The sequence below is a fragment of the Pyramidobacter piscolens W5455 genome (assembly GCF_000177335.1).
Lineage (GTDB): Bacteria > Synergistota > Synergistia > Synergistales > Dethiosulfovibrionaceae > Pyramidobacter > Pyramidobacter piscolens.
On the sequence record NZ_ADFP01000011.1, the window covers coordinates 32,877 to 56,273 of the forward strand.

At 59.3% G+C, this 23,397-nt stretch carries 23 protein-coding genes; 12 read left to right on the forward strand and 11 right to left on the reverse strand.

The window, feature by feature from the left end; translation table 11 throughout:
* Positions 1–502: 502 nt before the first annotated feature.
* The 3 genes from HMPREF7215_RS13755 to HMPREF7215_RS00820 form a co-directional block, all read right to left on the reverse strand.
* Positions 503–1,030 carry a winged helix-turn-helix domain-containing protein gene (locus tag HMPREF7215_RS13755; RefSeq protein WP_009163660.1) on the reverse strand — a complete coding sequence of 176 codons (528 nt, stop codon included), beginning with the start codon at positions 1,028–1,030 and terminating at the stop codon, positions 503–505.
* A complete protein-coding gene (locus HMPREF7215_RS13760) occupies positions 1,027–1,278 on the reverse strand; it encodes a hypothetical protein (protein WP_009163661.1) in 252 nt (83 codons plus the stop codon). Before HMPREF7215_RS13760 ends, HMPREF7215_RS13755 begins: the two co-directional genes overlap by 4 nt.
* A 231-nt stretch (positions 1,279–1,509) precedes the next feature.
* Positions 1,510–3,231: an L-lactate permease gene (locus HMPREF7215_RS00820; RefSeq protein ID WP_009163662.1), complete on the reverse strand. Its 1,722-nt coding sequence runs from the start codon at positions 3,229–3,231 to the stop codon at positions 1,510–1,512.
* Positions 3,232–3,619: 388 nt separating this feature from the next.
* On the opposite strand from HMPREF7215_RS00820, the gene HMPREF7215_RS00825 reads away from it, so the two are divergent.
* From HMPREF7215_RS00825 to HMPREF7215_RS00880, 11 genes are all read left to right on the forward strand, one after another.
* Positions 3,620–4,243, forward strand: a complete 624-nt coding sequence (locus HMPREF7215_RS00825) for a TetR/AcrR family transcriptional regulator C-terminal domain-containing protein (RefSeq protein WP_009163663.1) — start codon at positions 3,620–3,622, stop codon at positions 4,241–4,243.
* Positions 4,240–5,061 (forward strand): glycine/betaine/sarcosine/D-proline family reductase selenoprotein B, encoded by an 822-nt coding sequence (locus HMPREF7215_RS00830; RefSeq protein WP_009163664.1) that lies wholly within the window; start codon positions 4,240–4,242, stop codon positions 5,059–5,061. Before HMPREF7215_RS00825 ends, HMPREF7215_RS00830 begins: the two co-directional genes overlap by 4 nt.
* A gap of 177 nt (positions 5,062–5,238) precedes the next feature.
* On the forward strand, positions 5,239–6,507 hold the full coding sequence (locus HMPREF7215_RS00835; RefSeq protein ID WP_009163665.1) for a glycine/sarcosine/betaine reductase component B subunit: 1,269 nt from the start codon (positions 5,239–5,241) through the stop codon (positions 6,505–6,507).
* 20 nt (positions 6,508–6,527) lie between these two features.
* Positions 6,528–7,847: a glycine/betaine/sarcosine/D-proline family reductase selenoprotein B gene (locus HMPREF7215_RS00840; protein ID WP_269621650.1), complete on the forward strand. Its 1,320-nt coding sequence runs from the start codon at positions 6,528–6,530 to the stop codon at positions 7,845–7,847.
* A 154-nt stretch (positions 7,848–8,001) separates the two neighbouring features.
* Positions 8,002–8,883 (forward strand): alpha/beta hydrolase, encoded by an 882-nt coding sequence (locus tag HMPREF7215_RS00850; protein WP_009163668.1) that lies wholly within the window; start codon positions 8,002–8,004, stop codon positions 8,881–8,883.
* An 86-nt stretch (positions 8,884–8,969) separates the two neighbouring features.
* On the forward strand, positions 8,970–9,710 hold the full coding sequence (locus HMPREF7215_RS00855; RefSeq protein ID WP_009163669.1) for a FadR/GntR family transcriptional regulator: 741 nt from the start codon (positions 8,970–8,972) through the stop codon (positions 9,708–9,710).
* 191 nt (positions 9,711–9,901) lie between these two features.
* Entirely contained in the window at positions 9,902–10,606 is a 705-nt protein-coding gene (locus HMPREF7215_RS00860) for a FadR/GntR family transcriptional regulator (protein WP_009163670.1), read from the forward strand.
* Between the two features lie 61 nt (positions 10,607–10,667).
* Entirely contained in the window at positions 10,668–10,982 is a 315-nt protein-coding gene (locus HMPREF7215_RS00865) for a hypothetical protein (RefSeq protein WP_009163671.1), read from the forward strand.
* 140 nt (positions 10,983–11,122) lie between these two features.
* On the forward strand, positions 11,123–12,004 hold the full coding sequence (locus tag HMPREF7215_RS00870) for an alpha/beta fold hydrolase (protein WP_009163672.1): 882 nt from the start codon (positions 11,123–11,125) through the stop codon (positions 12,002–12,004).
* A 144-nt stretch (positions 12,005–12,148) separates the two neighbouring features.
* Positions 12,149–12,769 (forward strand): DsbA family oxidoreductase, encoded by a 621-nt coding sequence (locus tag HMPREF7215_RS12210; RefSeq protein WP_009163673.1) that lies wholly within the window; start codon positions 12,149–12,151, stop codon positions 12,767–12,769.
* A gap of 137 nt (positions 12,770–12,906) precedes the next feature.
* Complete coding sequence (locus tag HMPREF7215_RS00880; protein WP_009163674.1) at positions 12,907–13,782, forward strand: cupin domain-containing protein; 876 nt, start codon at positions 12,907–12,909, stop codon at positions 13,780–13,782.
* Between the two features lie 75 nt (positions 13,783–13,857).
* Here HMPREF7215_RS00880 and fliB read toward each other — a convergent pair whose 3' ends face one another.
* The 5 genes from fliB to HMPREF7215_RS00905 form a co-directional block, all read right to left on the reverse strand.
* Positions 13,858–14,985: a flagellin lysine-N-methylase gene (fliB, locus tag HMPREF7215_RS00885; protein ID WP_009163675.1), complete on the reverse strand. Its 1,128-nt coding sequence runs from the start codon at positions 14,983–14,985 to the stop codon at positions 13,858–13,860.
* 245 nt (positions 14,986–15,230) lie between these two features.
* A complete protein-coding gene (locus HMPREF7215_RS00890; RefSeq protein WP_009163676.1) occupies positions 15,231–15,815 on the reverse strand; it encodes a flavodoxin in 585 nt (194 codons plus the stop codon).
* A gap of 107 nt (positions 15,816–15,922) precedes the next feature.
* A complete protein-coding gene (locus tag HMPREF7215_RS12215; RefSeq protein ID WP_009163677.1) occupies positions 15,923–16,432 on the reverse strand; it encodes a cyclophilin-like fold protein in 510 nt (169 codons plus the stop codon).
* An 11-nt stretch (positions 16,433–16,443) separates the two neighbouring features.
* Positions 16,444–17,274, reverse strand: coding sequence for an SDR family oxidoreductase (locus HMPREF7215_RS00900; protein WP_009163678.1), 831 nt, complete (start codon positions 17,272–17,274; stop codon positions 16,444–16,446).
* Between the two features lie 29 nt (positions 17,275–17,303).
* Positions 17,304–17,819, reverse strand: a complete 516-nt coding sequence (locus HMPREF7215_RS00905; protein ID WP_009163679.1) for a flavodoxin — start codon at positions 17,817–17,819, stop codon at positions 17,304–17,306.
* A 250-nt stretch (positions 17,820–18,069) separates the two neighbouring features.
* Between HMPREF7215_RS00905 and HMPREF7215_RS00910 the strand changes: the two genes are divergently transcribed.
* Positions 18,070–19,077 carry an ABC transporter substrate-binding protein gene (locus tag HMPREF7215_RS00910; protein WP_009163680.1) on the forward strand — a complete coding sequence of 336 codons (1,008 nt, stop codon included), beginning with the start codon at positions 18,070–18,072 and terminating at the stop codon, positions 19,075–19,077.
* 145 nt (positions 19,078–19,222) lie between these two features.
* Here HMPREF7215_RS00910 and pflB read toward each other — a convergent pair whose 3' ends face one another.
* The 3 genes from pflB to HMPREF7215_RS00925 all read right to left on the reverse strand — a co-directional run bounded on the left by pflB (position 19,223) and on the right by HMPREF7215_RS00925 (position 23,210).
* Positions 19,223–21,469 carry a formate C-acetyltransferase gene (pflB, locus tag HMPREF7215_RS00915; protein WP_009163681.1) on the reverse strand — a complete coding sequence of 749 codons (2,247 nt, stop codon included), beginning with the start codon at positions 21,467–21,469 and terminating at the stop codon, positions 19,223–19,225.
* Between the two features lie 51 nt (positions 21,470–21,520).
* Positions 21,521–22,357, reverse strand: a complete 837-nt coding sequence (gene pflA, locus HMPREF7215_RS00920; RefSeq protein ID WP_040549989.1) for a pyruvate formate-lyase-activating protein — start codon at positions 22,355–22,357, stop codon at positions 21,521–21,523.
* Positions 22,358–22,505: 148 nt separating this feature from the next.
* Positions 22,506–23,210 (reverse strand): Crp/Fnr family transcriptional regulator, encoded by a 705-nt coding sequence (locus HMPREF7215_RS00925; protein WP_009163684.1) that lies wholly within the window; start codon positions 23,208–23,210, stop codon positions 22,506–22,508.
* Positions 23,211–23,397 lie beyond the last annotated feature (187 nt).

The window sequence follows — 23,397 nt, forward strand, 5'->3', positions numbered from 1 at the left end:
CGTTTCTTTACGGAAAATCATATGATTCCGCAGGATTTTTACTCGCGACGACAAACGCGACGCTTCGTTTTTCGCTTTTGTTCTCATTGTTGCCCGCGTCGTTTTATTGAAACAGCAGCACTCCCTCATCGGGATCGGGAGACGCTCATCTCCCCCATGCTCTTTCTCGCTAAAAAGCGTTAACAGAGCCTGCCGGGCGCGACGAGGAAGATCCACCAAGCGAGCCGCACAGGCCGCGCCGCGGTCGAGGTAGTCCTGAGCGACGGGACTTCCTCCCACGCCCTTATGTTTGGCCTTGTTATCGAGAAATAGTTATTCATACTCCTTCTCATTTAAAGCACCTAACGACCCATTGTCTTGCGGTAATACTCCTTATGGTCTGAACGGTGAGATTTCCGATCGTGCGGCACAGACGCTCGATGGGGTTCATCTCGGGGGTATTATGGAACAGGGGATGTTGGCGGGAACCTGAAGCGCTTTGGACTTGTGCCAAGCGGCTCCGTCACAGCAGAGCAGAATATGATCTTCCGGAAATCGGCGTGAAAGTTCCCGCAGGATAATGTTCATACAATCGCTGTCGCAGCTGGGCATGATCAAAAAGAGGCTTTCTCCCGTAAGCAGCTCTATGGCGCCGTAAGCATAGCGGTATTCGCGGATGTGAAGGCAGGGAACGTTCGGGCGGACGCCTTCTGTACCAGCAGTATTTGGGCTTGTCGATCCTGCCGAAGCCGGCTTCGTCCTGGAACATCGGTCTGACGTTCCCTGATGTGGATAACTCTTTTAATTCCTGAACTTGAGCGTTAATTTTTTTTGAGGCCTCGATGGCCTCCTCGCGCGCTTTCTTGGGGTAATGGCTGCGCGGCATGACTTTTCTCCAGTCATGACGTTTCAGGACCGCATAAATATGAGTCGGACTGATAGTATGTCCCACCGCGGTCTGATGGGCTATTTCCGCCACCGAAACGATTTCTCCTTTCTCGGCTTTCTCCAGATAAGGCGCAAGTACGGCTTCTTCCTGCTCACAGGTCATGTTCCGATGGTTGCCAAGGTAATGGCATGCAGCATATACGAGAGGCCGCGATCGATAAACTGCGAGATGATCTTGCTGACGTTCGTGAAGTGGTATTCCGTGATTTCGCTGATTTCTTTCAAGGTTTTCCCCCCGGCGCGCAAGCTGAGGATTCTCAGTTTGGCTTTGATCTTCTTGTTGCGATTCTTTTTCCGCGCGGCTTCGATTTCCGCTTGCTGTTCTGATGTGATCTCGTATTTCACGGACATTCTATATCACCTCGGAGGCGTTATAACTGAGTTACGGGGACTTTGGCTATACTATAAAGAAGTAGTATCAGAAGAACGTTCCCGGTCCTTCGTTGTTTCCGCGGGATGAAGTTCTCCGGTTCCACAATACGCGTTGGGGTGAGGCGAACGACGTCGTTCGCCTCACCCCAACGCGTATTGCAGATGGAACTCTTTTCGAGCTTTCTCATCGATACGTCGTCCATAGAGTTGCTACTGTGTCAGTAGTTCCGGCATCGGATCGACCCCGGCGGCCAGAAGGAGCCCGACTACCGCCGCGACGACAGCGGCATAGACCAGGCAGGGAAGGATGTTCGTACGGATCAGCTTGCCTTCGTTGCCGTTGGTGCCGGTGGTGGCGCAGACTGCAACGATATTGTTGACGCAGATCATGTTGCCGATGCCGCCGCCCATGGTCTGGAGCGCCACGATGAGGACCTGGGACAGGCCGACGAGGGTCGCGGTCTCGAACTGCAGCGAAGCGAACAGCGTGTTTGACACCGTGCAGGAACCCGACATGAACGCTCCGAGAACGCCGATGAGCGGAGCGATAATGAAGTAAGTCCCCTGGAAGAGTTTCGCCAGCGCGTCGGCCATGACGTAGAGCATCGAGCTGTTCTTGAACGTGAACTCCGAGCCCGCCGCGGCGCCGGCGACAGCCGCCCCGATTTGCGCGCTCGACGTGTAGCGGTACAGGTTGACCATGGCGACGCCGAACAGCAAGGCTGTGGCCGCGCCGGACCAGTTTTTCACGGAATCTACGACGGCGATTTTGGTCTCTTCCCGCGACATGCGGTGCAGCGGAACCGTCAGGATTGCGACGAGGACGAAGGGCATGATGCCGGGGTTGTACAGGAATTTGAAGTCCCAGCCGATTCCCTCGAAGCCGAGGATGTTCCCGACGCGCAGGATAAACGGATCGTTGTTAAAAAGGGTTTTGAGGCCGAAAGCGTTCAGCCTCGTCAGCACCAGGATAACGCCGATGACGATGTAGGGCGTCCAGGCCAGAAGTGGCTTCATGCTCTTGTCCTTGACGGATGTGACAACTGTGGTGGACTGCCAGGAGGGCTCGCCCCATTCTTTGTAGCCGTCGAAGGTCCAGACCTTTTTGGGGACGCAGACGCCTTTTTTCGCGCAGAACATCATCACGATCATGCCGCCGAGGAAAGCCGTCATGGAAATCAATTCGGGGGCGGCGAAGAACGACATGACGATGTAGATCGAGCCAACGACGACGCCGGTGAGCAGGCAAAACGGAACGGCAGGGACGGCGTCCCTGAACGAACGGTTCTTCCCGAACGCCTTACACATCATGAAGACGACGGCCATGATGATAAACAGACCGCCGATCATGTTCGGGATGCAGACCCAGCGTGTCAGCACCGTCGTGAATTTTTCGGGATCGCCGCCGAGATGTTTCACCGCGTCCGCAACGACTTTGGAAGCCGTGAGCAGCGGCACGCCGACAGGGCCGGGGTTGACAGGCGTCGAGTTGCAGACGAGGCAGATCGCCGCCGCGGCGAGAGGGGGAAATCCCAGGCTGATCAGAATCGGCGCGCCCAAGGCGGCCGGCGTGCCGAACCCCGCCGCCCCCTCGATAAATCCGGCGAAGCAGTAGCCGACGATGATAGCCTGAAGACGCGCGTCTTCGGTGATGCCGGAGAACATTCCGTTGATGGAAGCCATGGCACCCGACTGCTTGAGCACGTTCATCAGCAGGATGGCCCCGAAAATGATGGCGCTCGTTTCGAAAGAAGCCAGGAAGCCGGCGACCGTTCGGGCGGCGGCTTCTCCGATCCCCATGCCCCAGACGGAGCACGCGACAGCAAAAGCCGCGAGCCATGAAATGATCAGCGATCGTTTGGCGGACCAGTTCATAAAGACCATGAAGACGATAGTGAGCAAGATCGGTACGGCGGCAATCAATGCATACATGCGGGTAAGTCTCCTTTCGCCTTGTGCCCCCGGAAGCGCAGGGAATAAAGGCCGCGATGAGATTTGATGAAAGGACGTTCCGACGTCGCCCTTATAGTACGTGTTTGCGAAAAAATATGAACCGTACAGACTCTGGAAATGTATGAATTTTTAACACAGCCCCGACGTGCATGCGAAAAAATGCACAAAAATCGTACAGTATCACGATATGCGCAAATTATAACGTGGAAGAATGGAAAATCCCTTTTTTTTAAACCGAAAGTGTGCTATAAAATGTATGTAATAGATTGTTAAAAGCATGTAATTTTCATGGGAATATCTGTATTCCAAACGTGCCGAAACGATATGCAGCGTCGATCCGAACCGGCCAGGAAGGAGAAGACGGAAAATGTCTGTAAATCTTATTACGAAGGAAGCGATCGCTTCGACGCTGGAGAGCCTTCTCCTGGAGAGGCAGTTTTCGAAGATCCCCGTAAAGGACGTTACTGAAGCCTGCGGCATCAGCCGGAATACATTCTATTATCACTTCAAGGACAAGTACGAGCTGATGAACTGGATCCTAGACGACGACATGGCGAAGAACGTGGAAAATTATGACGACCCCATGCGCATTCCCGAAACGTTTGTGTCCATGTGCGGTTTTATGTACCGGAGGAAGAAGTTTTACTACCCCTGCATGCAGTACGACGGTCAGGATTCGTTGTACCAGCATTTGACGGATTTTTTCTTCGAACTGTGGAAGCTCAACATCGACATGGTGTATGCGGCGTCCGGGTTCAAGCTGAGCGAGTACGAGATCACCGTTTACGCGAAAATGAACGCTCACGCTCTGGTGGGGCTGATGCGGGACTGGATCCATGCGGGGATGCGCGACAATTACAGGAGTTATTTCGAGCAAGTCAGCGAGATATTCCGCGTACAGAGCGAGATGTACGCCATCATGTCCGAAAATAAACAGATATCGAAACGCGGCGGTGCGACGAAAAACATTGGGGGAATACAGGCGTCATGAACAAAGCGGAAATCATTTATTCTGTGACGGAGGAATCGGGCGAGGCGCGGGATAACGTCATCCCGTTCATCGCGTACCATACGCCGGCGCCCAAACGCTGTCTCGACATGTTGCTCGCCAAGTATTACGGGGAAAAGTTTTGCTCGGAAGTGAAAATGCCCGTACCGGAAGAGCACGTGACGCCGGTTCTTTCCGTTCCGCTCGCGGCGGCGCGGATCATGATGGTCACGGACGGGGGGCTGGTGCCGAAAGGGAATCCCGACTGCCTGCCGCCGTCCAACGCGCGGGAGTTCCACGCCTATGGTTTCGGTTTTGCAGAGCGATTCAAAGCCGAAGAATACGAAGTGTCTCATCAGGGCTACGATCACGGCGACGTCGACGAAGACCCGAACCGCCTGCTCCCGCTGGATATCCTGCGGGAGATGACGCGCGCAGGGGAGATCGGCGGCGTTTATCCGCGTTTTCTGTCGACGACGGGCGTCATGATGCCTTCCGAGACGGCGCGCAGGATAGGGCGCGAGATTGCCGTCCGCGTGTCGGCCTGTTCGATTGACGCCGTGCTTATTGTTTCAACCTGTGGAACCAGCACGCGATGCGGCGCCTGCATCGCGCTTGCGCTGGAAGATCGCGGGATTCCCGCAGTGCAGATCACGAACCTCACGGAGATCGCGTGGAGCATGGGCGTGCGGCACGTCGAAAAGGGCGCCAGCGTGGGGAGTCCGGTTGGTTTTGCGGGGCTTTCGCAGCAGGAGGAACGCCGACGGCGGCGGCGCATCGTCTGCTCGGCGCTGCGCAGGCTGTGCGCGGACTTTGCCTAGACGTGCCGGATGACGCTTGAGCGAGGTCTTTTTGAACAGATTAATAATATGTAAAGAAAACAGACATAGGCGTCCTTTGCCTATTGTCTGTTTTTTTGTGCGGATGGAGAATGTGCGTATGAAAGAGTTCCGGCGAAACATTGTGCGACGATGTAAACGGAAAGGAGAGGAAAATCAATGAGCAAGAGATTGCAGATTGATTACATCCACATTAAAGACGTGAAGTTCGGGGACCGAACGGCGCTCGATCACGGCGTCCTGACCATCGACAAACAGGAACTGCTGGATATGGCGGGCAGCGAGCTGTTCGGAAAGCTGGACATCAAACTGGCCCGTCCCGGCGAAAACTGCCGCATCCTCGGCATCCACGACATTATGCAGCCCCGGTGCAAAGCGGACGCGCCCGAGACGTCGTATCCCGGCATTTGGGGGAAACTCGCCCCCGTGGGCGAGGGACGCACGGTGGCGCTCAAGGGCGTGGTCGTTTCCGACATTTACTACGCCAAGTGCAACGTCAAATACTATCTTGACATGGGCGGAGAGTGCGCCAGGTACACGAACTTTTCGCGCCACTTCCACGTGATCCTGGACGCCGAACCGGCGGAAGGGGTCAGCGACCTGAGCTATGCGGAAGCGCTGAAATACGCGTCCCTGACGATCAACGTCCGTCTGGCAAAACTCGGCATCGGCGAAACCCCGGACGAGACGAAAACGTACCAGCTCGGTCCGGTAGGCCCGGGCCCCGACGGCAAGCCGCTTCCCCGGGTGGCGTATCACGTCGTCCACATGGCCTCGCACGATACCTGGAACTTCCTGATGTACGGGCAGAGCGCGCTGAACTTCCTGCCGATCGTCGTGCAGCCGACCGAGATATTGGACGGAGCGATGATCTGGCGCTACTGGGAGCCGAACTACTTCCTGCAGGAAGAGATCTACATCAAGGAACTGATGGAACGCCACGGCAAAGATATTGATTTTGCCGGCGTGGTCTTCTCCAACAACGTCATGAAGATCGACGGCAAGGATACCATGGGCATGATTGCGGCGACGCTCTGCAAGGAAACGCTGAAGGCGGACTGCGTCATCGTCAACAAGTCCGGCATGGGGCACTGCCAGCTGGATCAGGCGCTCGCCTTCAACTGGGAAGAGAAGATGGGCATGCGGTGCGTGATGAATCTGAGCGCCGTTTCCAACGACAGGCCCGGCGACATGCTGGTCATCGCCGACCCGAGGATCGACGCGGTCATCAACAGCGGCCGGAACTACGATCTGCACCATCCGCGCGTGGAGCGCCTGATCGGGGAGGGGACGAACGTGCCCTCGCTGCTGGGCGTGGACGCGAAGGGGCCGTTCACGCATACGACGAACTTCGCGTATCAAGGGATCTGGTCGCAGCTCGGCGACTGTTACGTGACGACGGACGCGGACCTTCCCTACTCCAAGTGACCGGGAAAGGAGGAATCGACATGTCTGAACCGATCAGAGTGGTGCACTACATCAATCAGTTCTTCGCCGGCATGGGCGCGGAAGATACCGCGAGCGTCGGCGTTTCCGTCAGAGAGGAGCCGGTTGGCCCCGGACTCGGGCTGCAGAAGGAACTGGGGGACGACTATAAGATCGTTGCGACGATCATCTGCGGCGACAACACGATCGCCGAAAAAACAGACGAGATTCTCGCCGAATTCGACAAGCTGATCCGGAAGTACGACGCCCAGCTGTTCATCGCCGGGCCCGGCTTTAACGCGGGACGTTACGGGATCGGCTGCGGCGCTTCGACTGCCTACGTAACGGAAAAGATGAAACTTCCCGCGGTGACCGCGCTATACTCCGAAAATCCCGGCACGGATCTTTACAAGGACCGCTGTTACATCCTGCAGACCGACAACAGCGCGGCGGGCATGCGGCAAACGCTTCCCAAGCTGGCGGCGTTCGCCAAACGGCTTGCGGCGGGAAGCCCAATCGGCGACGGGAAGAAGGAAGGCTACCATGGCTCCGGTCCCGCCGTGGAGATCGATTATTCCGTTCCCGCCAGCCGCCGGGGAGTGAATATGCTGCTTGCCAAATATCATAACAAGCCCTTCGCGACGGAAGTCCGCATGCCGAATCACGAGGAGATCCCGCTTCCGGTGCTGCATAAACCGCTGAAAGAGATCAAACTCGCTCTGGTCACGGACGGGGGGCTTGTACCCAAGGGCAATCCGGACAGCATGGTGCCGACCAATTCCAAGACCTTCAACAAATACAGAATCGGCAACGTGGCGCGCCTTGACGCAAAAGATTACGAAGTCAGCCACCAAGGCTACAACAACGCTTTCGTGTTGGACGACCCGAACCGCCTCGTTCCCGTGGACGCAGCGCTTGATCTCAAGAAGAAGGGCGTGATCGGCGAATTGCTGGATTCGTACTACACGACGGCCGGCGTGATGACGCCGATGGAAATGGGCAAAAAATTCGGCAGCGAGATCGCCGCGGACTTGCGCAAGCAGGATGTCGACGCGGTCATCCTGACCAGCACGTGAGGCACGTCTTCACGCTGCGGTGCAGTGATGACGAAAGAGATCGAACGTGCCGGCATCCCGGTCATCCACGTGACGAACCTGACGGAAATCTCCAAGGGGATCGGCAGTCACAGGATCCTCAGGGGCAACAGCGTCCTGCACGTCTTTGGGAACCCGAAACTGCCGAAGGAGCAGGAATTCAAATACCGCGAGGAACGCTTGGAAAAGGCTCTCGACATGCTGGAAGAAAAACCGGAAGCTGGACAGCACACGCTTATCGAGGAGTAAATGGCCAAAGATGAGCATTTTTCACAACTGCGCAAAATGGAGACAATTTCGTTATGTGAAGAATGCGGACGGAAAGCGCGCATAGTATGATGTTTTTAACGAGAGAGCGCCGGGAATCCAGCGTTCATCGAAAGACCTGAAAGGAGACGGTTTTATGAAGTACAATTGCGAAGTGATCGATCTGGCAAGGAAAGACAATGGCAAGAAACTGTACTTTACGAAATTTGACTGTCCCGCCAGCTGGGGCGACAAGAATGTACTGCTCGTACACGGTTTGACCTACACCCAGCACGTTTTTGACATCAAGTACAAGGATTACAGCGTCTGCGAATATTTTGCGAAAAACGGCTACACGGTGTGGCGCGTCGATCTCGGCGGATACGGACGTTCGGAAGAATACGAAAACGGTTTCGACGTCACGACCGAGAACGCTGCGAAAGATATCCTCTGCGCTGTGGAGAAAATCTGCGAACTCCAGAAGGTCGAGAAGGTCCCCGTCGTCGGCTGGTCCTGGGGAACCATGACGACGGCGAAGGCCGCCGAACTCGACAAGAGTACCCATATCAGCAAGATCGTCTGGATGGGACCGTTCCTGGGCGGCGCTTTCCCTCCCGCCGAGTGCAAGGATCCGTTTACTTTCCTGCAGTATCCGTACGTCGTTCGGGTATTCCAGCATCTTCCCGGCAGCGATGAAGACGTCGACATGGACACTGTCGAGCCCGAAATCGTAGGACTTTGGTGCGACCATGTCTACAAGATCGACGGCAAGCACGGCCGCCCGAACGGCGGAAACAGGGAAATTCTTGGCTGCGGCGACAAATGGTCGGTCGAGACCAAGAAAGTCCCGTGTCCCGTTCTGATCGTTACCGGAGACTGCGATTTCTATGTGAATATCGACCGCGTCTACCAAGCGGCCAAGGAACTGCCGGAAGGTTCTCAGCTTCTTCACCTGCACGGCGCCGGCCACTGCATGTACCTCGAGAAGGATTACTACAAGAAGACCAGGGAGACGATCCTCGACTTCCTGAACAAGTAGCCGCAATCTATGGGGCCGCACGCGCGTTGACCGGCGTGCGGCTTTTTTGCGCGCCGCGCCGGAAGAGGCGGAAAGGAGGACGGGACATGAAGATACGGACGGCGGCCGAGATGAAAAGAAACGTTCCAGAGCGCTTTGCGTGGATCCTGGATCACGTTTTCGAGCAAGTGCGCGCCGGGCGGATAAAGGTCGGAGAGGAACTTCCGTCCGCCGGCGAGCTCGCCGCGGCGCTCGGCGTTTCCGAAAGCGAGTCCGCCGCGGCCCTTCGCGAGATGGAGACTCTCTGCCTCGTCGAAAAACGTTCCGGGTCGGGACCCTATATATTCGGAAGTGTATCGAACGGCTTCACCCACACGTTCGACGTCATGCGGATGCTGGGGATCGTCGGGCCGCGCGACGTCGGCGCTTTTCGAAAGAGCATGGAGCTGGCGGTTTACGACCTCGCGTTCCGCAATCGGAACAAAAGGCTCGAGCTGGCGGAGATGAAAGAAGTCCTCGGCGCTTTCCCGCAAGAGAATATCGAGACGCAGATCAGGCTGGATCAGCGGTTCCATTATCTGCTGACCGAAATGACGGACAACGGAGTTATGACGATGCTGATGTCCGCGATCTTCGAAATCTACGGACGCTGGGTGACGCGGGGGCTCGGCGCGATGCCAGAGCGGGGCATGCGCCGCCTGCACAACGCCCATACGAAAATATACGAAAGCCTTCTCCACAACGACAAGGCGGCGGGGCTTGAAGCGATCGACGAACATTATTACCTCATAGAATTGGCGGGAGAAGAAATGCTGAACGTCCGCAGTCCGCGGCAGCCGTTGGTCTGACGGGAGCGCGCCGCCGTTTTTAACGTGATGTGATGGAAATGACCGGCCCCTGGAGCGCGCGGGCGGTCATTTTTGCGCTTTAACGCCGGAAAAATTTTGCCGCGTCTTATAGCCGTCTTGACAGTGATGTATTTTAGGAGTATTGTGCGGGTGAAAAGTGGTAGGACCAAAATTAGTCAGGGGAGGAACAGATGGCCTGTCTGCGAGAGTTCGAAAAAGTCATAGACTACATCATCGGCGAGATCCGCGAAGGCAGGGCAGTCGTCGGGAGCGAGATCCCCTCGGAGCGGCAGATCTCGGCGGAGCTCTGCATCAGTCGGAACTCCGTGCGCGAAGGCGTACGCGCTCTCGAGAACATGGGCGTCGTCGAAAGCCGCCATGGTTCGGGAAATTACATTTCTGGCAGCATTTCCGGCAGCGTCAAGCGTGCTCTCGACGTGATGCTCCTGCTGCGGAAGATCGACATGAAAGAGATTTCGGACTACCGCAAGAGCACGGAATTGGCCGTTTTCGATCTGGCTTTCGGCAACCCCGACAAAAACAACCAGCTGCGCAAGATCTCCGAAATACTGGACGACTTTATGAAACAGCCGCTGGAAGAGCGGATCCGGAGGGACAACGAGTTCCATTACGCTCTGGTAAAAATGGCGGATAACCAGATCCTTTCGATCGTCATGAGCAGCATTTCCGAGGTGTACTCGCGGTGGGTGCGGCAGGTGCTGGAGTCGATGCCCGAAAAGGGCATGCGGCAGCTGCACGAAGCTCATACGAAACTCTTCGAAAGCTTCATCCATAACGACAAAGCGGCAGGCATCGCAGCGATCGACGAGCATTATTTTACGATCAGCCTGATGGCCGGCCGGATCGGCAAAAAAGACGCAGGAAACGGCGTGTGATTATTTCTCAAATAAAGTGGTAGAACCAATTAAGCCGGCACAAACGGGGGAGGAATCTGTTATGACAGCGCTGAACTGCATCGTTTTCATCGTCGCCGTCGTTGCGCTGATGTTGGGCGGCGCGCGCGTCAAACTGCGAGCGCCCTCGTTGGCCGCGAGGACCGTGCGGAAAAACGACAGCGGCCTGGTTCTTGAATTCGACGATTTTGGCCGTTTGCCGCCGCCGGTGGTCGACGTTTTCCGCGCGGTCTATTCCGTGGGGAAAGAGTACGTCTACGAAGGCGCAACGTACCGCCTCGCAGAAATGAGGACCGTCGCGCAGGCGGGCGAAAAGGGCGCGAAAATGGTCTGTACGTTTGTGGAACGCGGTGGCTAAGATTCTATGGGAAAAAGCGGATGTCCGCACAGATTGCCGGAGGGGCCGCGCAGACATCGGATACGGCGCGCGGCTCACGATGCGCGGGCACTTCGGGGAGTCGCGGCGAACGAATTCGGATTGTGAAAAAGGAGGCATTCATGGAGTTCTCGTTTGAAAGCGTTTTTGTACGGAGAAAAGACAACGGCAAGAAGATCTTCGTAAACAGGTGCTTCTGTCCGGCCAGCTACGACGCGAAGAACCTGCTTTGCGTACATGGTCTGACGTCGTCGAACCACGTATTTGACCTCGATTACAAGGATTACAGCGTGGCGCGCTATTTCGCGCGAAACGGTTATAACGTCTGGTGCATGGATTACGGCGGCTATGGGCTGTCGGACAAATACGAGAACGGTTTCGATGTGGACACGGAGAACGCGGCGAAGGACGTTGTCGCCGTCGCCGGGGAAATCTGCGCGCGCCAGCATGCCGACAAGCTGAACGTCCTTGGCTGGTCTTGGGGAAGCATGACCTCCGCCCGGGCTTCCGCGATGCGTCCCGAACTGTTCCGAAGAATGGCGTGGGTCGGCCCCTGTTTTGGCGGCACGCTTCCGACGACCGTGGTCAAAGAACCTTTTACCACGCTTTCCTATCCGTATTGCGTGCGCGTGTTTCAAAGGGTGAACGGCTCGGATACGGAAGTCGACTATGCGACGGTGGAGCACGGTTTGGTGAGTCTGTGGGTCGAACAGGTGTTCAAAAACGACGCGGGGCACGGACGTCCCAACGGAGGCAACCGCGACATCTCGGCTGCAGGGGACAAATGGCTGATCGAACCGGAGACGGCCACGTGCCCCGTCCTTCTTCATTTCGGGGACAAAGACGTGTACGTCGACAAAGGACGGGTCAAAATAGCCCTTGACAAGCTACCGAACGGTTCCGCCTGCAATTTCATGAAAGGCGCGGGGCACGCGCTCTGGGTGGAAAGGGATTATTACAGACCCTTCCGCGAGCGGACTCTGGCGTTCTTTGAAGAGGAGTGACGCAGGGGCAGGGGATACGGAGGACGGAAGGAACAAGGGCGCCGGTCGGCATTTGCCGCGCGGCGCCCATATTTTTACAGTTTCGGCCCGACAAAGGCAAATCCTTTCCTGCACATCGAAAACCCCGACAACGAGGAGGAAAAGATGGACGAAAGCGGAAAAAAGCACCGTGTCACGATGTTCCTTGACGTTATTTGCGAATGGTGTTACCTGGCCAAAGGGATTTTGGACAGTCTGCGCGGCCGTTACGATCTTGACGTGACCCTGCTCTTTATGGAAATACATCCCGACGCGCCGGAAGGCGGGATGCCCATGAGCTGGCACATCCCCGAACCGAAAAAGTTCTTCGCCATGCTGAACGCGATGGGAGCACCTTACGGCGTCCGTTTCCGCGATAGGGACGTTTTCTCCAACACGCGCAAGGCCCTGCTCGCCGCCGAGTACGCGAAATCCATCGGCAAGGGAGAAAATTTTCTGCGCGCGATCTGGAGAGCCTATATGGAAGAGGGAAAAAACATTTCCGAAGAGGCCGTGATCGAAGAAGCGGCTATGACGGCGGGGCTCGGCCCCCGGGCGCTCGAGGTCGCGTGGGGAGCTCCGGAGTGGGGCGAGCGCCTTCGGGAAAATGCCGTGCTGAACGATCGCTGCGGAATGGACGGCAACGTGCCCGGATTTGTCATCGACGGAAAATACACGCTCTCAGGCGCTCAGTCCGCAAAGACATGGGAAGAGATCCTGCAGAGGATCGAACGGACGGGAGATTGACGCTTTTCGTCGATCAAAATATCCGATCGGCAACGCCGTTTTCCGCACCGTGCCGTCATAAATCTTGCGTTTTTCAGGGAATAAATATATACTTTTCATGCTTAACGTTATTTTTATTTCCGAAGGAGGAGTGTTTCATGAAAAAATATCGTGCCGGGCTCTGTCTCGCTGCCGCGCTGCTGGGCGCCGGAGCGGCTTTCGCCGCCGTGGAGCTGAAGCCGCAGAAGCACGGCCAGTGCTACACGGCCGAACAGCTCTTCATCCTCGACAAGAAAGGCGCCGGCGGCGGCATGGGCACGCTGCACGGCGAGTTCGCCTTCCGCCGCGAGCAGGCGCTCGAAGACGACGCGATCAAGGAGATCGGCTGGATGACGCTGAAGCCCGGCGCCTACATCGGCCTGCACTCCCACAAGGACAACGAGGACGCCTACCTGATCGTCTCCGGCAAGGGCGTTTTCACCGACGGCAACGGCAACGCCTGGGTCGTCGGCCCCGGCGACATGACGCTGGCCCGCCCCGGCCAGTCGCACGGCCTCGCCAACCTCTCCAAGGAAGACCTCGTGTTCCTCGACATCATCGCCAAGAACAACGCCGCCGACCTTGAAGCGCTCGCGAAGAACCCCACCGGCCAATGCTTCCGGCTGAAAGACCTCTTCGACAAGAACGTCGAGAAGGCCGGCGCGGGCAAGGGCACGGGAGTGCTCTACGGCAAGTTCGCCTTCCGCCGCGAGCAGGCCACCGACGACCAGGCCATCAAGGAGATCGGCCTGATGACCCTGAAAAAGGGCGCTTCCATCGGCATGCATCCGCACGTGGACAACGACGACGCCTACATCATCATCGCCGGCACGGGCGTTTTTACCGGCAGCGACGGCAAGGAGATCGAAGTCGGCCCCAAGTCCGTCACCATCGCCGGCCCCGGCGAGAGCCACGCGCTGCGCAACGACAACGACCAAGACCTGGTCTTCATCGACCTGATCGCCAGGAACCACGCGCTCAAAATCGCCAAATAACCAGGCATTTCGCGAAACAGAAAGGCAGGAAAAGGAGAGATCGTCTCCCTTTCCTGCCTTTGCGTTTTCATTTTTTTACCCCAGCGCCAGCTTCGCCACGCCGTCGGGCGAGAGCGCGCCGGCTTCGCGCAGCACGATGGGCGCGTTCCGGGCGAAGCTGCCGTGTTCGATGAAGCGGAAGGCGGCGGCGCAGACGTCGATCAAGGCTTCCGCGCTCCGGTGCGCGCGCGTCCAGCCGACAGCTGCAAAACGCGCCAGAGCGTAAACGGCGCAGAACGCTGCCAGTTCTTTTCTCAGCGACTCCGTCGCCGCGGAACAGGGGAAGCCGCAAAAGAACACGTGATTCACCAGCAGGTGTTCGGCAAAAACCGGCCATTCCGGAAATTCCGCCTCGAAGTCTTCCGAAAAACGAACGTACTTTTCCACGGCGGGAGCGAGCTCCGCCGCCGCGGCAGTCTTGAGCGCTTCCCCATCGAGAGGGAGGCCGTAGAGGGCGAAAACTTCCCGGGCGTAGTCGCCCAAACTGAGGCTGTCGCAGGCCAGTTCGCCCATCAGCAGCGCGCAGAGGCGAAAAGCCGCGGCGCGGTCAGGCTCCGCTTCCCCGGGAACAAGCCCGGCCAGCGCTCCTAAATTCATCAGCCGCCGCGGCACAGGACAACCGCGGTCCTGAAGAACGGCAAGACAGCGGTCGCGCGTCTCTCTGTCGCGGCGCGCCCGTTCGCCGTCTTCGCCGATCCGGAAGTCGGGCAGCGAAGCGGGCTTTTCGATGAGCAAAAAGCGCAGCGGCTCCCGCTGCTCCAGAAGCAGTTCCAGCGTGCGCTCGCAGCTGTTGGCGCAGGAGCATTCCCCTTCGAAAGAGACGCGCAGAGCGCGCGGATAGAGCCGGCACACGCCGGGGATCGCCGCTTCGCCGCGCTCCCGCTGCAGCGCGCAGTACCCGTCTTCCCGCTGCAGGTAGCAGCGGCCGCGCCAGTCGTGGTTCAGGCCCGCGTAACGTTCGGGCGTCGCGTCGGCGAGCACGGAAAAAGCGCGGTCCAGGCGTTTGCGCAGCGAGGCCGTGCAGTTCATGCCCACCAGGCGGAAGTAGTCGTCCCGGGACACGCAAACGCCCCAGCCTTTGCAGCAGCACGAGCGGCAGGCGCCGCACTTGCACTGGAATTTGGGAAAATACTCCGGCACGAGAATTTGCTGAATTTCAGCCATTTATAAAAACCCCTTCGGACAGGTTGAAAAAGCGCAGAGCTTTTCGAACGAATTATAATTCTGCGTGCCGCCGCCGATGAGGTTTTTATAAATACATAATGCAAATTATAATTTATATTTTTGTCCCAAAGGGTTTCGGCCGTTTCGAGCCATCATGGGGTGGCAAGGAACCCCTGAGCCCTTTTTGATAACGAGAATTAGGACAACATCCATGTGAGATTCTTTTATCGAGAAGCAGCGCCCCTTCACAGCCCCAGCTTCGCGAGCCACTCGGTTACGGCCTGTTGGGCCTGAGGGCGTTCGTTCTGGGCGACGGCGCCGCGCACGGCGAGGCCGCCAAGGATCTTGGCGTCGGGCAGGGCTTTTTGCAGCGACTCCTGCGTGCGCCCCATGCCGCTGCCTTCGTGGGTGGCGAACGGAACCACGGTTTTGCCCTTCCAGTCGTGGGATTCGAGGAAGGTGAACACGGCCATGGGCATTTCGCCCCACCAGATCGGATAGCCAAGAAAGACCGTGTCGTAGGCGCCGATATCTTTGTCCTCGGCCAGTTCGGGGCGCACGCCCGCGCGCAGTTCCTTCCTGGCGATGTCGGTGGTCTCGTCGTAGCCTTCGGGATAGGCGTTGGCGGCCCTGATCTCGAACAGGTCGGCGCCGGTGGCGGCGGCGATCATCTTGGCGACGATCATGGTGTTGCCTTCTTGAATGACGCCGACATGGTACTGCTCGCCGGTCTTGGAGAACACGGCGACGAGCGTTTTGCCCCGCGGCGCGGCCGGGGCGCAGCCGGCGGCCAGCGCCAGGACGGTCAGCGCGAGAATGAACTTTTTCATGTGGAACCACTCTTTCTGTGTGAAAAATTTTCGATTGGGGACGGAACCCCGCCGCCCGGCGTCAGTATAACATTGAAGCCGGCTCTCATGGCAAGACGACGATTCTTTCACAATGCGAGCGGCGAATTGCCGGGGACGTTTTTCGCCGCAACGGAGTCGCCAATAGGGTTCTCGCCGGCGGCAACGCCGGACACGCTTTCGACGCGCGCGCCGATCCGTTCCGGCGCAGCGGCCAGCCGTTCGCAGACTTTCTTGTCGCCGATTTCGCCGAGGTGGACGACCTCGTAGGGGGCAATGTCGCTGTCGATGTAGTTGATGACGAAGGCGTTCCAGCCGTCCCAGTAATAGAGGTGTCCCGCCTTGACCTGCGAGGTGCGTTCCGCGGCGAACTCCGGGCGGAAGGGCAGCTCGGCGTAGAACTCGTGCCCGCCGAAGCGTTTCATGTCCAGTTCCAGAGGCAGGCGCGCGGCGATGTCGCGCGCGGTGACGTTGTCTTCGAGCGCGGCGGCATAGGTTTTCCCGTCGATGAGGATCTGCAAGGGTATTCTCCTTTCCGCCGCGTCGGATGCGACGAAGCCGAAAAACGCGAACGCCAGCGCGACGCCGAGCTTTCTCATGGCGCGCCCTCTCATTTCTGCGGCCTGAGCGGACCGTAAAAAAACGAAGCCGTGGCGCCGCCGTCGACGAGAAAGTCGGCGCCGGTAATGAAAGCGCCCTGCGGCCCCATGAGCAGTTCGGCGACGTTCGCCACTTCGTCGGCGGTGCCGGGACGACCGGCCGGGCATTTGGCGAACATGGTCCTGTAGAATTCGCCGCGCGGTCCGTTGAATTCGTCCAGCGCCAGCGGCGTGACGATGATGCCGGGCGAGATGGAGTTGAGGCGCGCGCCGCGCTCGCCCCACTTGACCGCTTCGGCCATGACGCGCTTGACGTTGCAGCGTTTGGCCAGCTGATAGGCATGCAGCGTGTCGCGGACGTTTTTCGGCTGCAGCAGAGGCAGCGACAGCAACTCCTCCGCCGGCGTGCAGGCCAGCAGTTCGTCCTCGGCAGGGGTGAGCGCCGGCATACGGTGCCCCGACTGGCTGGAGATGGTCACGCCGGTGCCGCCGCGGGCGATGACGCTGCCCACTTCTTCAAGCAGCATGGCCGTGCCGTAAAGGTCGACTTTTAAAATCACGGGCACGGGCGCCTGGCTGGGCGATACGCCGGCGGCGTTGACAAAGCGCGTGATCCTGCCGTATCGCTGCGCTTCAGCGATCAGGGCGCGCACCGAGTCGCGCGAGGAGATGTCGGTTTCCACGGCGACGGCGTCGAATCCGGCCTCATTCATGGTCCTGGCGATGGCTTCGGCGTTTTCCAGACGCTTGTCGCCGACGACGATCTTCATTCCGAAGCCGACGCGGCGGGCGATGGCCATGCCGATCTGCCCGGCGCCGGTCCAAATCATCACGTCTTTCATGCGAAATTCCTCCTGTCTTTCGATGGATGTCACACGTTCGCCTTTGCCCAAGCGGCGATAACGGCTTCGGAGGCGGCCGCTTCGGCGCCGTGGACGGCCAGCCCCGCGCCGAACGAGGCCCCCTTGCACAGGGATTTGAGCGAACGTTTGCAGCTGCCGAGGCCGCTGCCCTCGTGCGTCATCAGCGGCAGCACTTTTTTGCCGGCGAAGTCAAGGCGCTCCAGCAACGAGAACACAGCCATCGGGAAGGTGCCCCACCAGCAGGGGCCGCAGACGAAAACCGTGTCGTAGCCGTCGAGCGAGTCGAGGTATCTTTTCAGCGCGGGACGAGCGTTGGCGCGCAGCTCGGCTCGGGCTTCCTCGGTGCAGGCGGCGTAGTCCGCCGCATAGTCCTTGACGGGCTCGACCTCGAACAGGTCGCCGCCGACGGCTTTTTGAACGAACTCGGCGGCGACCTCCGTGTTGCCTTTTTTCAGGTTGACGATCGAGCCGTTGACGTAATTCTGCCCCTTGCGCGAATAGTAGACGATCAGATTTCCCGGCATGACGTTGCCTCCTCATTTGAATTCGATTCGGGCGTTCGGCGCGGGGCCGAACTTCCGTCTCGCGTTTTGTCCGCATCATATACGATAAAGCACGCTTCAGGGCAAACTTTCCAAATCGCGCTTTGCGGCGGGAACGATGAAACGAGACGCTTCTTCCGCGCCGGGAAACCGGAAAGCGCGTCTGCATTTTTCCTTTCTTTGTGTTAGACTGGGGCCGTACCATAAAAATCAACGGTTCGGGAGGATGCACATGAAAAAGTTTGCGGCTCTGGTTCTGGCGGTATGGGTGACGGCCGGCGCGGCCGGCGCGGCGGAGAGGCCCAAGGTGACGATCTACACCTCGATGTACGAGGACATCATCGAGGCGATGACGGACGTGCTCGCGGAAAAGTTCCCCGACTACGACGTCGAGTTCTTCTACGGCGGCACCGGCACACTGCAGGCCAAGATCGCGGCGGAGATGGACACTCAAAAGCTGGGCTGCGACATCCTCATGGTGGCCGACCCGTCCTACGCGCTGGAGCTGAAGGCGAAGGGCCTCCTGCATCCCTACGTTTCCAAGGAAGCGGCGCATCTGGCCTTCGAATACGACGCGGAGGGGTGCTGGTATCCCGTGCGCGTCAGTAACATGATCCTGGCGTACAATCCCGAGAAGTACGGGAAAGAAGACGTGCCCCGCACGTTCGGCGATTTCGCCGGCGAATCCATGAAAGGCGTCGGTTCCATGTCCAACCCGCTCACCTCGGGCACGGCGCTGGTCGCCATCTCGGCGCTGAAGGACAAGTACGGCTACGGGTATTACGACAGGCTGGGCGCCAACCGCGTCATGGTCGAGTCCGGCTCGGTGGCGCTGACCAAGCTGGAGACGGGCGAATGCAAGGAGATCATGATCCTCGAGGAATCGGTGCTGAAAAAGCGCGAGGAAGAAGGCAGCGCCATCGAAGTGATCTATCCCGAAGACGGCACGATCTGCGTGCCCTCGCCAATCATGACCGTGAAGGACGAGTGGAGCGCCCACGGCCACGAAAAAGTCTGCGAGGAATTGACGGACTGGTTCCTCTCTGCCGAGGGGCAAAAGTACATCGTCAAGGCGTGGATGCACTCCGTGCGCAAGGATCACCCCGAAGCGCCCTACGACGCGGCCGCCACCGCCGGCATCGTCGCCAACTCCATGCCCGTGAACTGGCAGCGCTGCCTCGACGAACGCGCCGAACTGAGAACGAACTTCGAAGAGCGCGTCAAGAACGCCGCCAGATAAGGCAAGACGGAAGGGCACCGCGAAGAAACGTTGTTTTGCGGCGAAACCCACAGATGAAAAAAAGCGCGGCGTCCGACTGGATGCCGCGCTTTCTTCATTTTGTACCGCTTTTCCCGCCATCTTCGCAGCGCCCTTTGTTTGAAAGCTACATGCGCTCGTGGGCGGAACGGGCGATGACGTCGAGCTGCTGCTCGCGGGTGAGGTCGATGAACTTGACGGCGTAGCCGGAAACGCGGATCGTGAAGTTGGCGTACTCGGGCTTTTCGGGGTGGTCCATGGCGTCCTGGAGCCTGTCGACGCCGAAGACGTTGACGTTGAGGTGATGGGCGCCGCGGTCGAAGTAGCCGTCGAGCACGTGCACCAGATTGGCGCTGCGCTCTTCCGCCGTGTGGCCGAGCGCGCCGGGGCTGATGGTCTGGGTGTTGGAGATGCCGTCGAGGGCGCACTCGTAGGGCAGTTTGGCGACGGAGTTGAGCGAGGCCAGCAGGCCGTTCTTTTCCGCGCCGTAAGCGGGGTTCGCGCCGGGCGAGAGCGGTTCGAAGGCTTTGCGGCCGTCGGGCAGCGCGCCGGTGTTTTTGCCGTAGACGACGTTGGAAGTGATCGTCAAAATCGACGTGGTGGGCTCCGAACCGCGGTAGGTGTGGAAGCGGCGCAGCTTGGTCATGAAGGTCTTGAGCAGCCACACAGCGATCTCGTCGGCGCGGTCGTCGTCGTTGCCGTAGCGCGGGAAGTCGCCCTCGATCCTGAAATCCGTCGTCACGCCCCGCTCGTTGCGGACGGGGGACACGCGCGCGTATCTGATGGCCGAGAGCGAGTCGACGACGTGGGAAAATCCGGCGATGCCGGTGGCGAAGGTGCGCCGTACGTCCGTGTCGATCAGCGCCATCTCGGCGGCCTCGTAATAGTATTTGTCGTGCATGTACTGGATCAGGTTGAGCGTGTTGACGTACAGCCCCGCCAGCCAGTCGAGCATCGCGTCGAACTTGGCCATGACTTCATCGTAATCCAGCGTCTCCGCGGTGATGGGACGGAACTCGGGGCCGACCTGCGCGCCGGTCTTCTCGTCGACGCCGCCGTTGATGGCGTAGAGCAGGCACTTGGCGAGGTTGGCGCGGGCGCCGAAGAACTGCATCTCCTTGCCGGTCTGCGTGGCGGACACGCAGCAGCAGATGCTGTAATCGTCGCCCCAGACGGGACGCATCACGTCGTCGTTTTCGTACTGGATGGAGCTGGTCGAAACGGAAACGGCGGCGGCGTAGCGCCTGAAGTTCTCCGGCAGGCGCGAAGAGTAAAGCACAGTCAGGTTCGGCTCGGGCGCGGGCCCCATGTTCTCCAGCGTATGCAGGAAGCGGAAGTCGTTTTTGGTCGTCATGTGGCGGCCGTCCAGCCCCAGCCCCGCCAGTTCCAGCGTAGCCCAGATGGGGTCGCCGGAGAAAAGCTGATTGTAGGAGGGGATGCGCGCGAACTTGACGATGCGGAGCTTGAGCACGAACTGGTCGATCAGCTCCTGCGCTTCCGCCTCGGTAAGCGTCCCTTCGCGCAGGTCGCGCTCGACGTAAACGTCGAGGAAGGTGGAGACGCGCCCCACGCTCATGGCCGCGCCGTTTTGGCTCTTGACGGCGGCAAGGTAGCCGAAATAGAGCCACTGCACGGCCTCGCGGGCGTTCCGCGCAGGACGGGAGATGTCGAAGCCGTAGGCGGCGGCCATCTCCCTCATCTGTTCGAGGGCGCGGATCTGTTCGCTCAGCTCTTCGCGCTGGCGGATCACGCCGTCGGTCATGATGCCGCAGCCGCAGTTGGCGAAGTCGGCCTTTTTCTTTTCGATCAGGAAATCGACGCCGTAGAGCGCCACGCGGCGATAGTCGCCGACGATGCGGCCGCGCCCGTAAGTGTCGGGCAGGCCGGTGATGATCTTGTTGCGGCGGGCGGCGATCATCTCCGGCGTGTAGGCGTCGAACACGCCCTGATTGTGGGTCTTGCGGTATTCGGTGAAGATTTTGTGCAGCTCGGGATTGGGCGTGTAGCCGTAAGTCGTGCAGGCCTCCTCGGCCATCTTGATGCCGCCGTAGGGCATGAAAGCGCGCTTGAGCGGCTTGTCGGTCTGCAGCCCGACGATCTTCTCGAGCGCTTTGTCGGCCTCGCCGATGTAGGCTGGCCCGTAGGCCGTGATCGACGAGACGGTCTCGGTCTCCATGTCGAGCACGCCGCCTTTGGCGCGCTCCTCCTTTTGCAGTTTCTGCACGTCGTCCCACAGCTTGGCGGTGGCGGCGCTGGGTCCGGCCAAAAAGGCGGCGTCGCCGTCGTAGGGGCTGTAATTGCGCTGGATGAAATCGCGGACGTTGACGTCGTCGCGCCAATGCGCTCCGGTGAAGCCTCTCCATTCTTCCCTCATGTTCATGCTCCCTTTCTTTGAAGCGGCCGCGGCGGCCGCGTTAAAATTTCTTTACGGAAGACGCGCGGTTTTCTCCCGCTCGCCGTGCCAGCAGTGTGCCGCCTTTTTCGCGGCGACTCCCTGATTGTGATCGCGTTTGATCGTTTCGAACGGGATCGGGCGGCCGGGGCTCTTTTGGCCGCGCAGGACGGCCTCGGCGTTGGCGACCCGGTCGGGCGCCGGCGGCAGGACGCCGGACAGCGTATACGGCAGCCCCCTCTGCTTCCACTTGTACTCGCCGAAGGCGTGGTAGGGCAGCACTTCGATCTTTTCGACGTTGGCCAGCGTTTCGATGAAGGCCCGCATGCGGAACAGCGCGCCGTCGTCGTCGGTGACGCCGGGGACGAGCACGTGCCGGAGCCACACGGGCTTGCCGATCCCCGACAGCCAGCGGAGACAGTCGAGGATGTTCTCGTTGCCGCAGGCGGTCAGTTTTTTGTGCGGTCCGGGGTCGATGTGCTTGATGTCGACCATGAGCAGGTCGGTGTATTCCATCAGCTCGGCAATGGTCCCGAAAAACGGCTCTTCGCGCGTGAAGGGCTGCGCGGCCGTGTCGATGACGCGCTTTTTGGCTTCCCTGAACAGTTCCAGCAGAAAGTCGATCTGCAGCAGTGGCTCGCCGCCGCTGACGGTGATTCCTCCCTCCTTGCCCCAGTAGCTGCGGTAGCGTTCCGCCCGGTCGAGCAGTTCGGCCGCGGTCTTCAGCTCGCCGCCGCGGCAGCCCCACGTGTCGGGGTTGTGGCAGTAGCGGCAGCGCATGGCGCAGCCCTTGAAAAAGATCACGAAACGGACGCCCGGCCCGTCGACGGAACCGAACGATTCGGTGGAATGGATCCTTCCCTGCAACATTGTCCTCTCCCCCTTTTGTCCCAACGGCGGAGACGGAAACGGCGCGGAAAACCTGAGAAGGCTTTCCGCGCCGTGTTTTTTCCGCCCCTGCGGCTTTCGCCTTCGGGACCAATATAGCGTTTTTTCGGGAACGATTCCTTGATTGCAGTCAACTTTGGCTCTCGGCCCGATAGATGTCTTCCAGCCCCGGGCGGTCGACGACGAGGATTCGCCCCTGCCCGGTACGGCGGATCAGGCCGTCTCTCTCGAAGCGGCTCAGGCCGCGGCTGACCGTTTCCGGACGCAGGCCGACGGAGGCGGCGATGTCGTCGAGTTTCAGTTCGATGTCGGGGCCGATGCAGCGCCGGTCGCGGTCCAGCAGAAAGCCGGCGAGGCGGAGGCGCGGATCGCGCACGGAGAGGAGCAGGTTCTTTTCGTTGGCCTGGCGCAGCTTCCGGCCGAGCAGGGAGATCAGCGTCATGGCGATCTGCGGCTGCTCGCCGAGCAGGCGCAGGAATTCGCCGCGGCCGACCAGGCACAGCCTGACGGGAGTGAGGCAGACGGCGGCGTAGGGATAGACGGTGTTCTCCATGAGCAGACCGTCCCAGACGGTGTCGCCGTCGTGCAGGATGTCGAAGATGTGTTCTTCGCCTTCGGCGTCGTAGCGGCAGAGTTTGACCTTTCCGGCGACGATGAACAGGACCGACCGGATCGGCTGGCCCTCGCGGAACAGCGTTTCGCCGCGGGCGCAATCCTTCTGCGACGAGTACCTGACCAGCCGCAGGCGAGCCTTCCCGGGCAGAAAGGAAAGCAGCGGCGAGGGGGTCGCGCAGGGCAGATTGCAGAGACAGGATCTTTTGTCGTCGTTTTCCATGTTTTCTCCATCGCGCGGCGTCGCTTCTCCAGCGATCGGGAGGCGCTCTCTTTCGTCGTTTGTCGGTTTCGCCGCGCGATGCTGCCGTCCTGTCTTCCGAACGGAACGGATATTATCGCGCGTACTGTTTAAATCACATTTTATCACGAAGAGAGCGTGAATACGTCTCCGCTCTGGAGAAAAAAGC

What these genes read in the sequence shown, in the direction of transcription:
- HMPREF7215_RS00880 (WP_009163674.1), top strand. Translation starts at nt 12,907, where the DNA reads ATGAAAAAATATCGTGCCGGGCTCTGTCTCGCTGCCGCGCTGCTGGGC.
- pflB (WP_009163681.1), bottom strand. Translation starts at nt 21,469, where the DNA reads ATGAGGGAAGAATGGAGAGGCTTCACCGGAGCGCATTGGCGCGACGAC.
- HMPREF7215_RS00860 (WP_009163670.1), top strand. Translation starts at nt 9,902, where the DNA reads ATGGCCTGTCTGCGAGAGTTCGAAAAAGTCATAGACTACATCATCGGC.
- HMPREF7215_RS00830 (WP_009163664.1), top strand. Translation starts at nt 4,240, where the DNA reads ATGAACAAAGCGGAAATCATTTATTCTGTGACGGAGGAATCGGGCGAG.
- HMPREF7215_RS00820 (WP_009163662.1), bottom strand. Translation starts at nt 3,231, where the DNA reads ATGTATGCATTGATTGCCGCCGTACCGATCTTGCTCACTATCGTCTTC.
- HMPREF7215_RS00825 (WP_009163663.1), top strand. Translation starts at nt 3,620, where the DNA reads ATGTCTGTAAATCTTATTACGAAGGAAGCGATCGCTTCGACGCTGGAG.
- HMPREF7215_RS00910 (WP_009163680.1), top strand. Translation starts at nt 18,070, where the DNA reads ATGAAAAAGTTTGCGGCTCTGGTTCTGGCGGTATGGGTGACGGCCGGC.
- HMPREF7215_RS00870 (WP_009163672.1), top strand. Translation starts at nt 11,123, where the DNA reads ATGGAGTTCTCGTTTGAAAGCGTTTTTGTACGGAGAAAAGACAACGGC.
- HMPREF7215_RS00850 (WP_009163668.1), top strand. Translation starts at nt 8,002, where the DNA reads ATGAAGTACAATTGCGAAGTGATCGATCTGGCAAGGAAAGACAATGGC.
- HMPREF7215_RS00890 (WP_009163676.1), bottom strand. Translation starts at nt 15,815, where the DNA reads ATGAAAAAGTTCATTCTCGCGCTGACCGTCCTGGCGCTGGCCGCCGGC.
- fliB (WP_009163675.1), bottom strand. Translation starts at nt 14,985, where the DNA reads ATGGCTGAAATTCAGCAAATTCTCGTGCCGGAGTATTTTCCCAAATTC.
- HMPREF7215_RS12210 (WP_009163673.1), top strand. Translation starts at nt 12,149, where the DNA reads ATGGACGAAAGCGGAAAAAAGCACCGTGTCACGATGTTCCTTGACGTT.
- HMPREF7215_RS00835 (WP_009163665.1), top strand. Translation starts at nt 5,239, where the DNA reads ATGAGCAAGAGATTGCAGATTGATTACATCCACATTAAAGACGTGAAG.
- HMPREF7215_RS00900 (WP_009163678.1), bottom strand. Translation starts at nt 17,274, where the DNA reads ATGAAAGACGTGATGATTTGGACCGGCGCCGGGCAGATCGGCATGGCC.
- HMPREF7215_RS13755 (WP_009163660.1), bottom strand. Translation starts at nt 1,030, where the DNA reads ATGACCTGTGAGCAGGAAGAAGCCGTACTTGCGCCTTATCTGGAGAAA.
- HMPREF7215_RS00905 (WP_009163679.1), bottom strand. Translation starts at nt 17,819, where the DNA reads ATGCCGGGAAATCTGATCGTCTACTATTCGCGCAAGGGGCAGAATTAC.
- HMPREF7215_RS00865 (WP_009163671.1), top strand. Translation starts at nt 10,668, where the DNA reads ATGACAGCGCTGAACTGCATCGTTTTCATCGTCGCCGTCGTTGCGCTG.
- HMPREF7215_RS12215 (WP_009163677.1), bottom strand. Translation starts at nt 16,432, where the DNA reads ATGAGAAAGCTCGGCGTCGCGCTGGCGTTCGCGTTTTTCGGCTTCGTC.
- HMPREF7215_RS13760 (WP_009163661.1), bottom strand. Translation starts at nt 1,278, where the DNA reads ATGTCCGTGAAATACGAGATCACATCAGAACAGCAAGCGGAAATCGAA.
- pflA (WP_040549989.1), bottom strand. Translation starts at nt 22,357, where the DNA reads ATGTTGCAGGGAAGGATCCATTCCACCGAATCGTTCGGTTCCGTCGAC.
- HMPREF7215_RS00855 (WP_009163669.1), top strand. Translation starts at nt 8,970, where the DNA reads ATGAAGATACGGACGGCGGCCGAGATGAAAAGAAACGTTCCAGAGCGC.
- HMPREF7215_RS00925 (WP_009163684.1), bottom strand. Translation starts at nt 23,210, where the DNA reads ATGGAAAACGACGACAAAAGATCCTGTCTCTGCAATCTGCCCTGCGCG.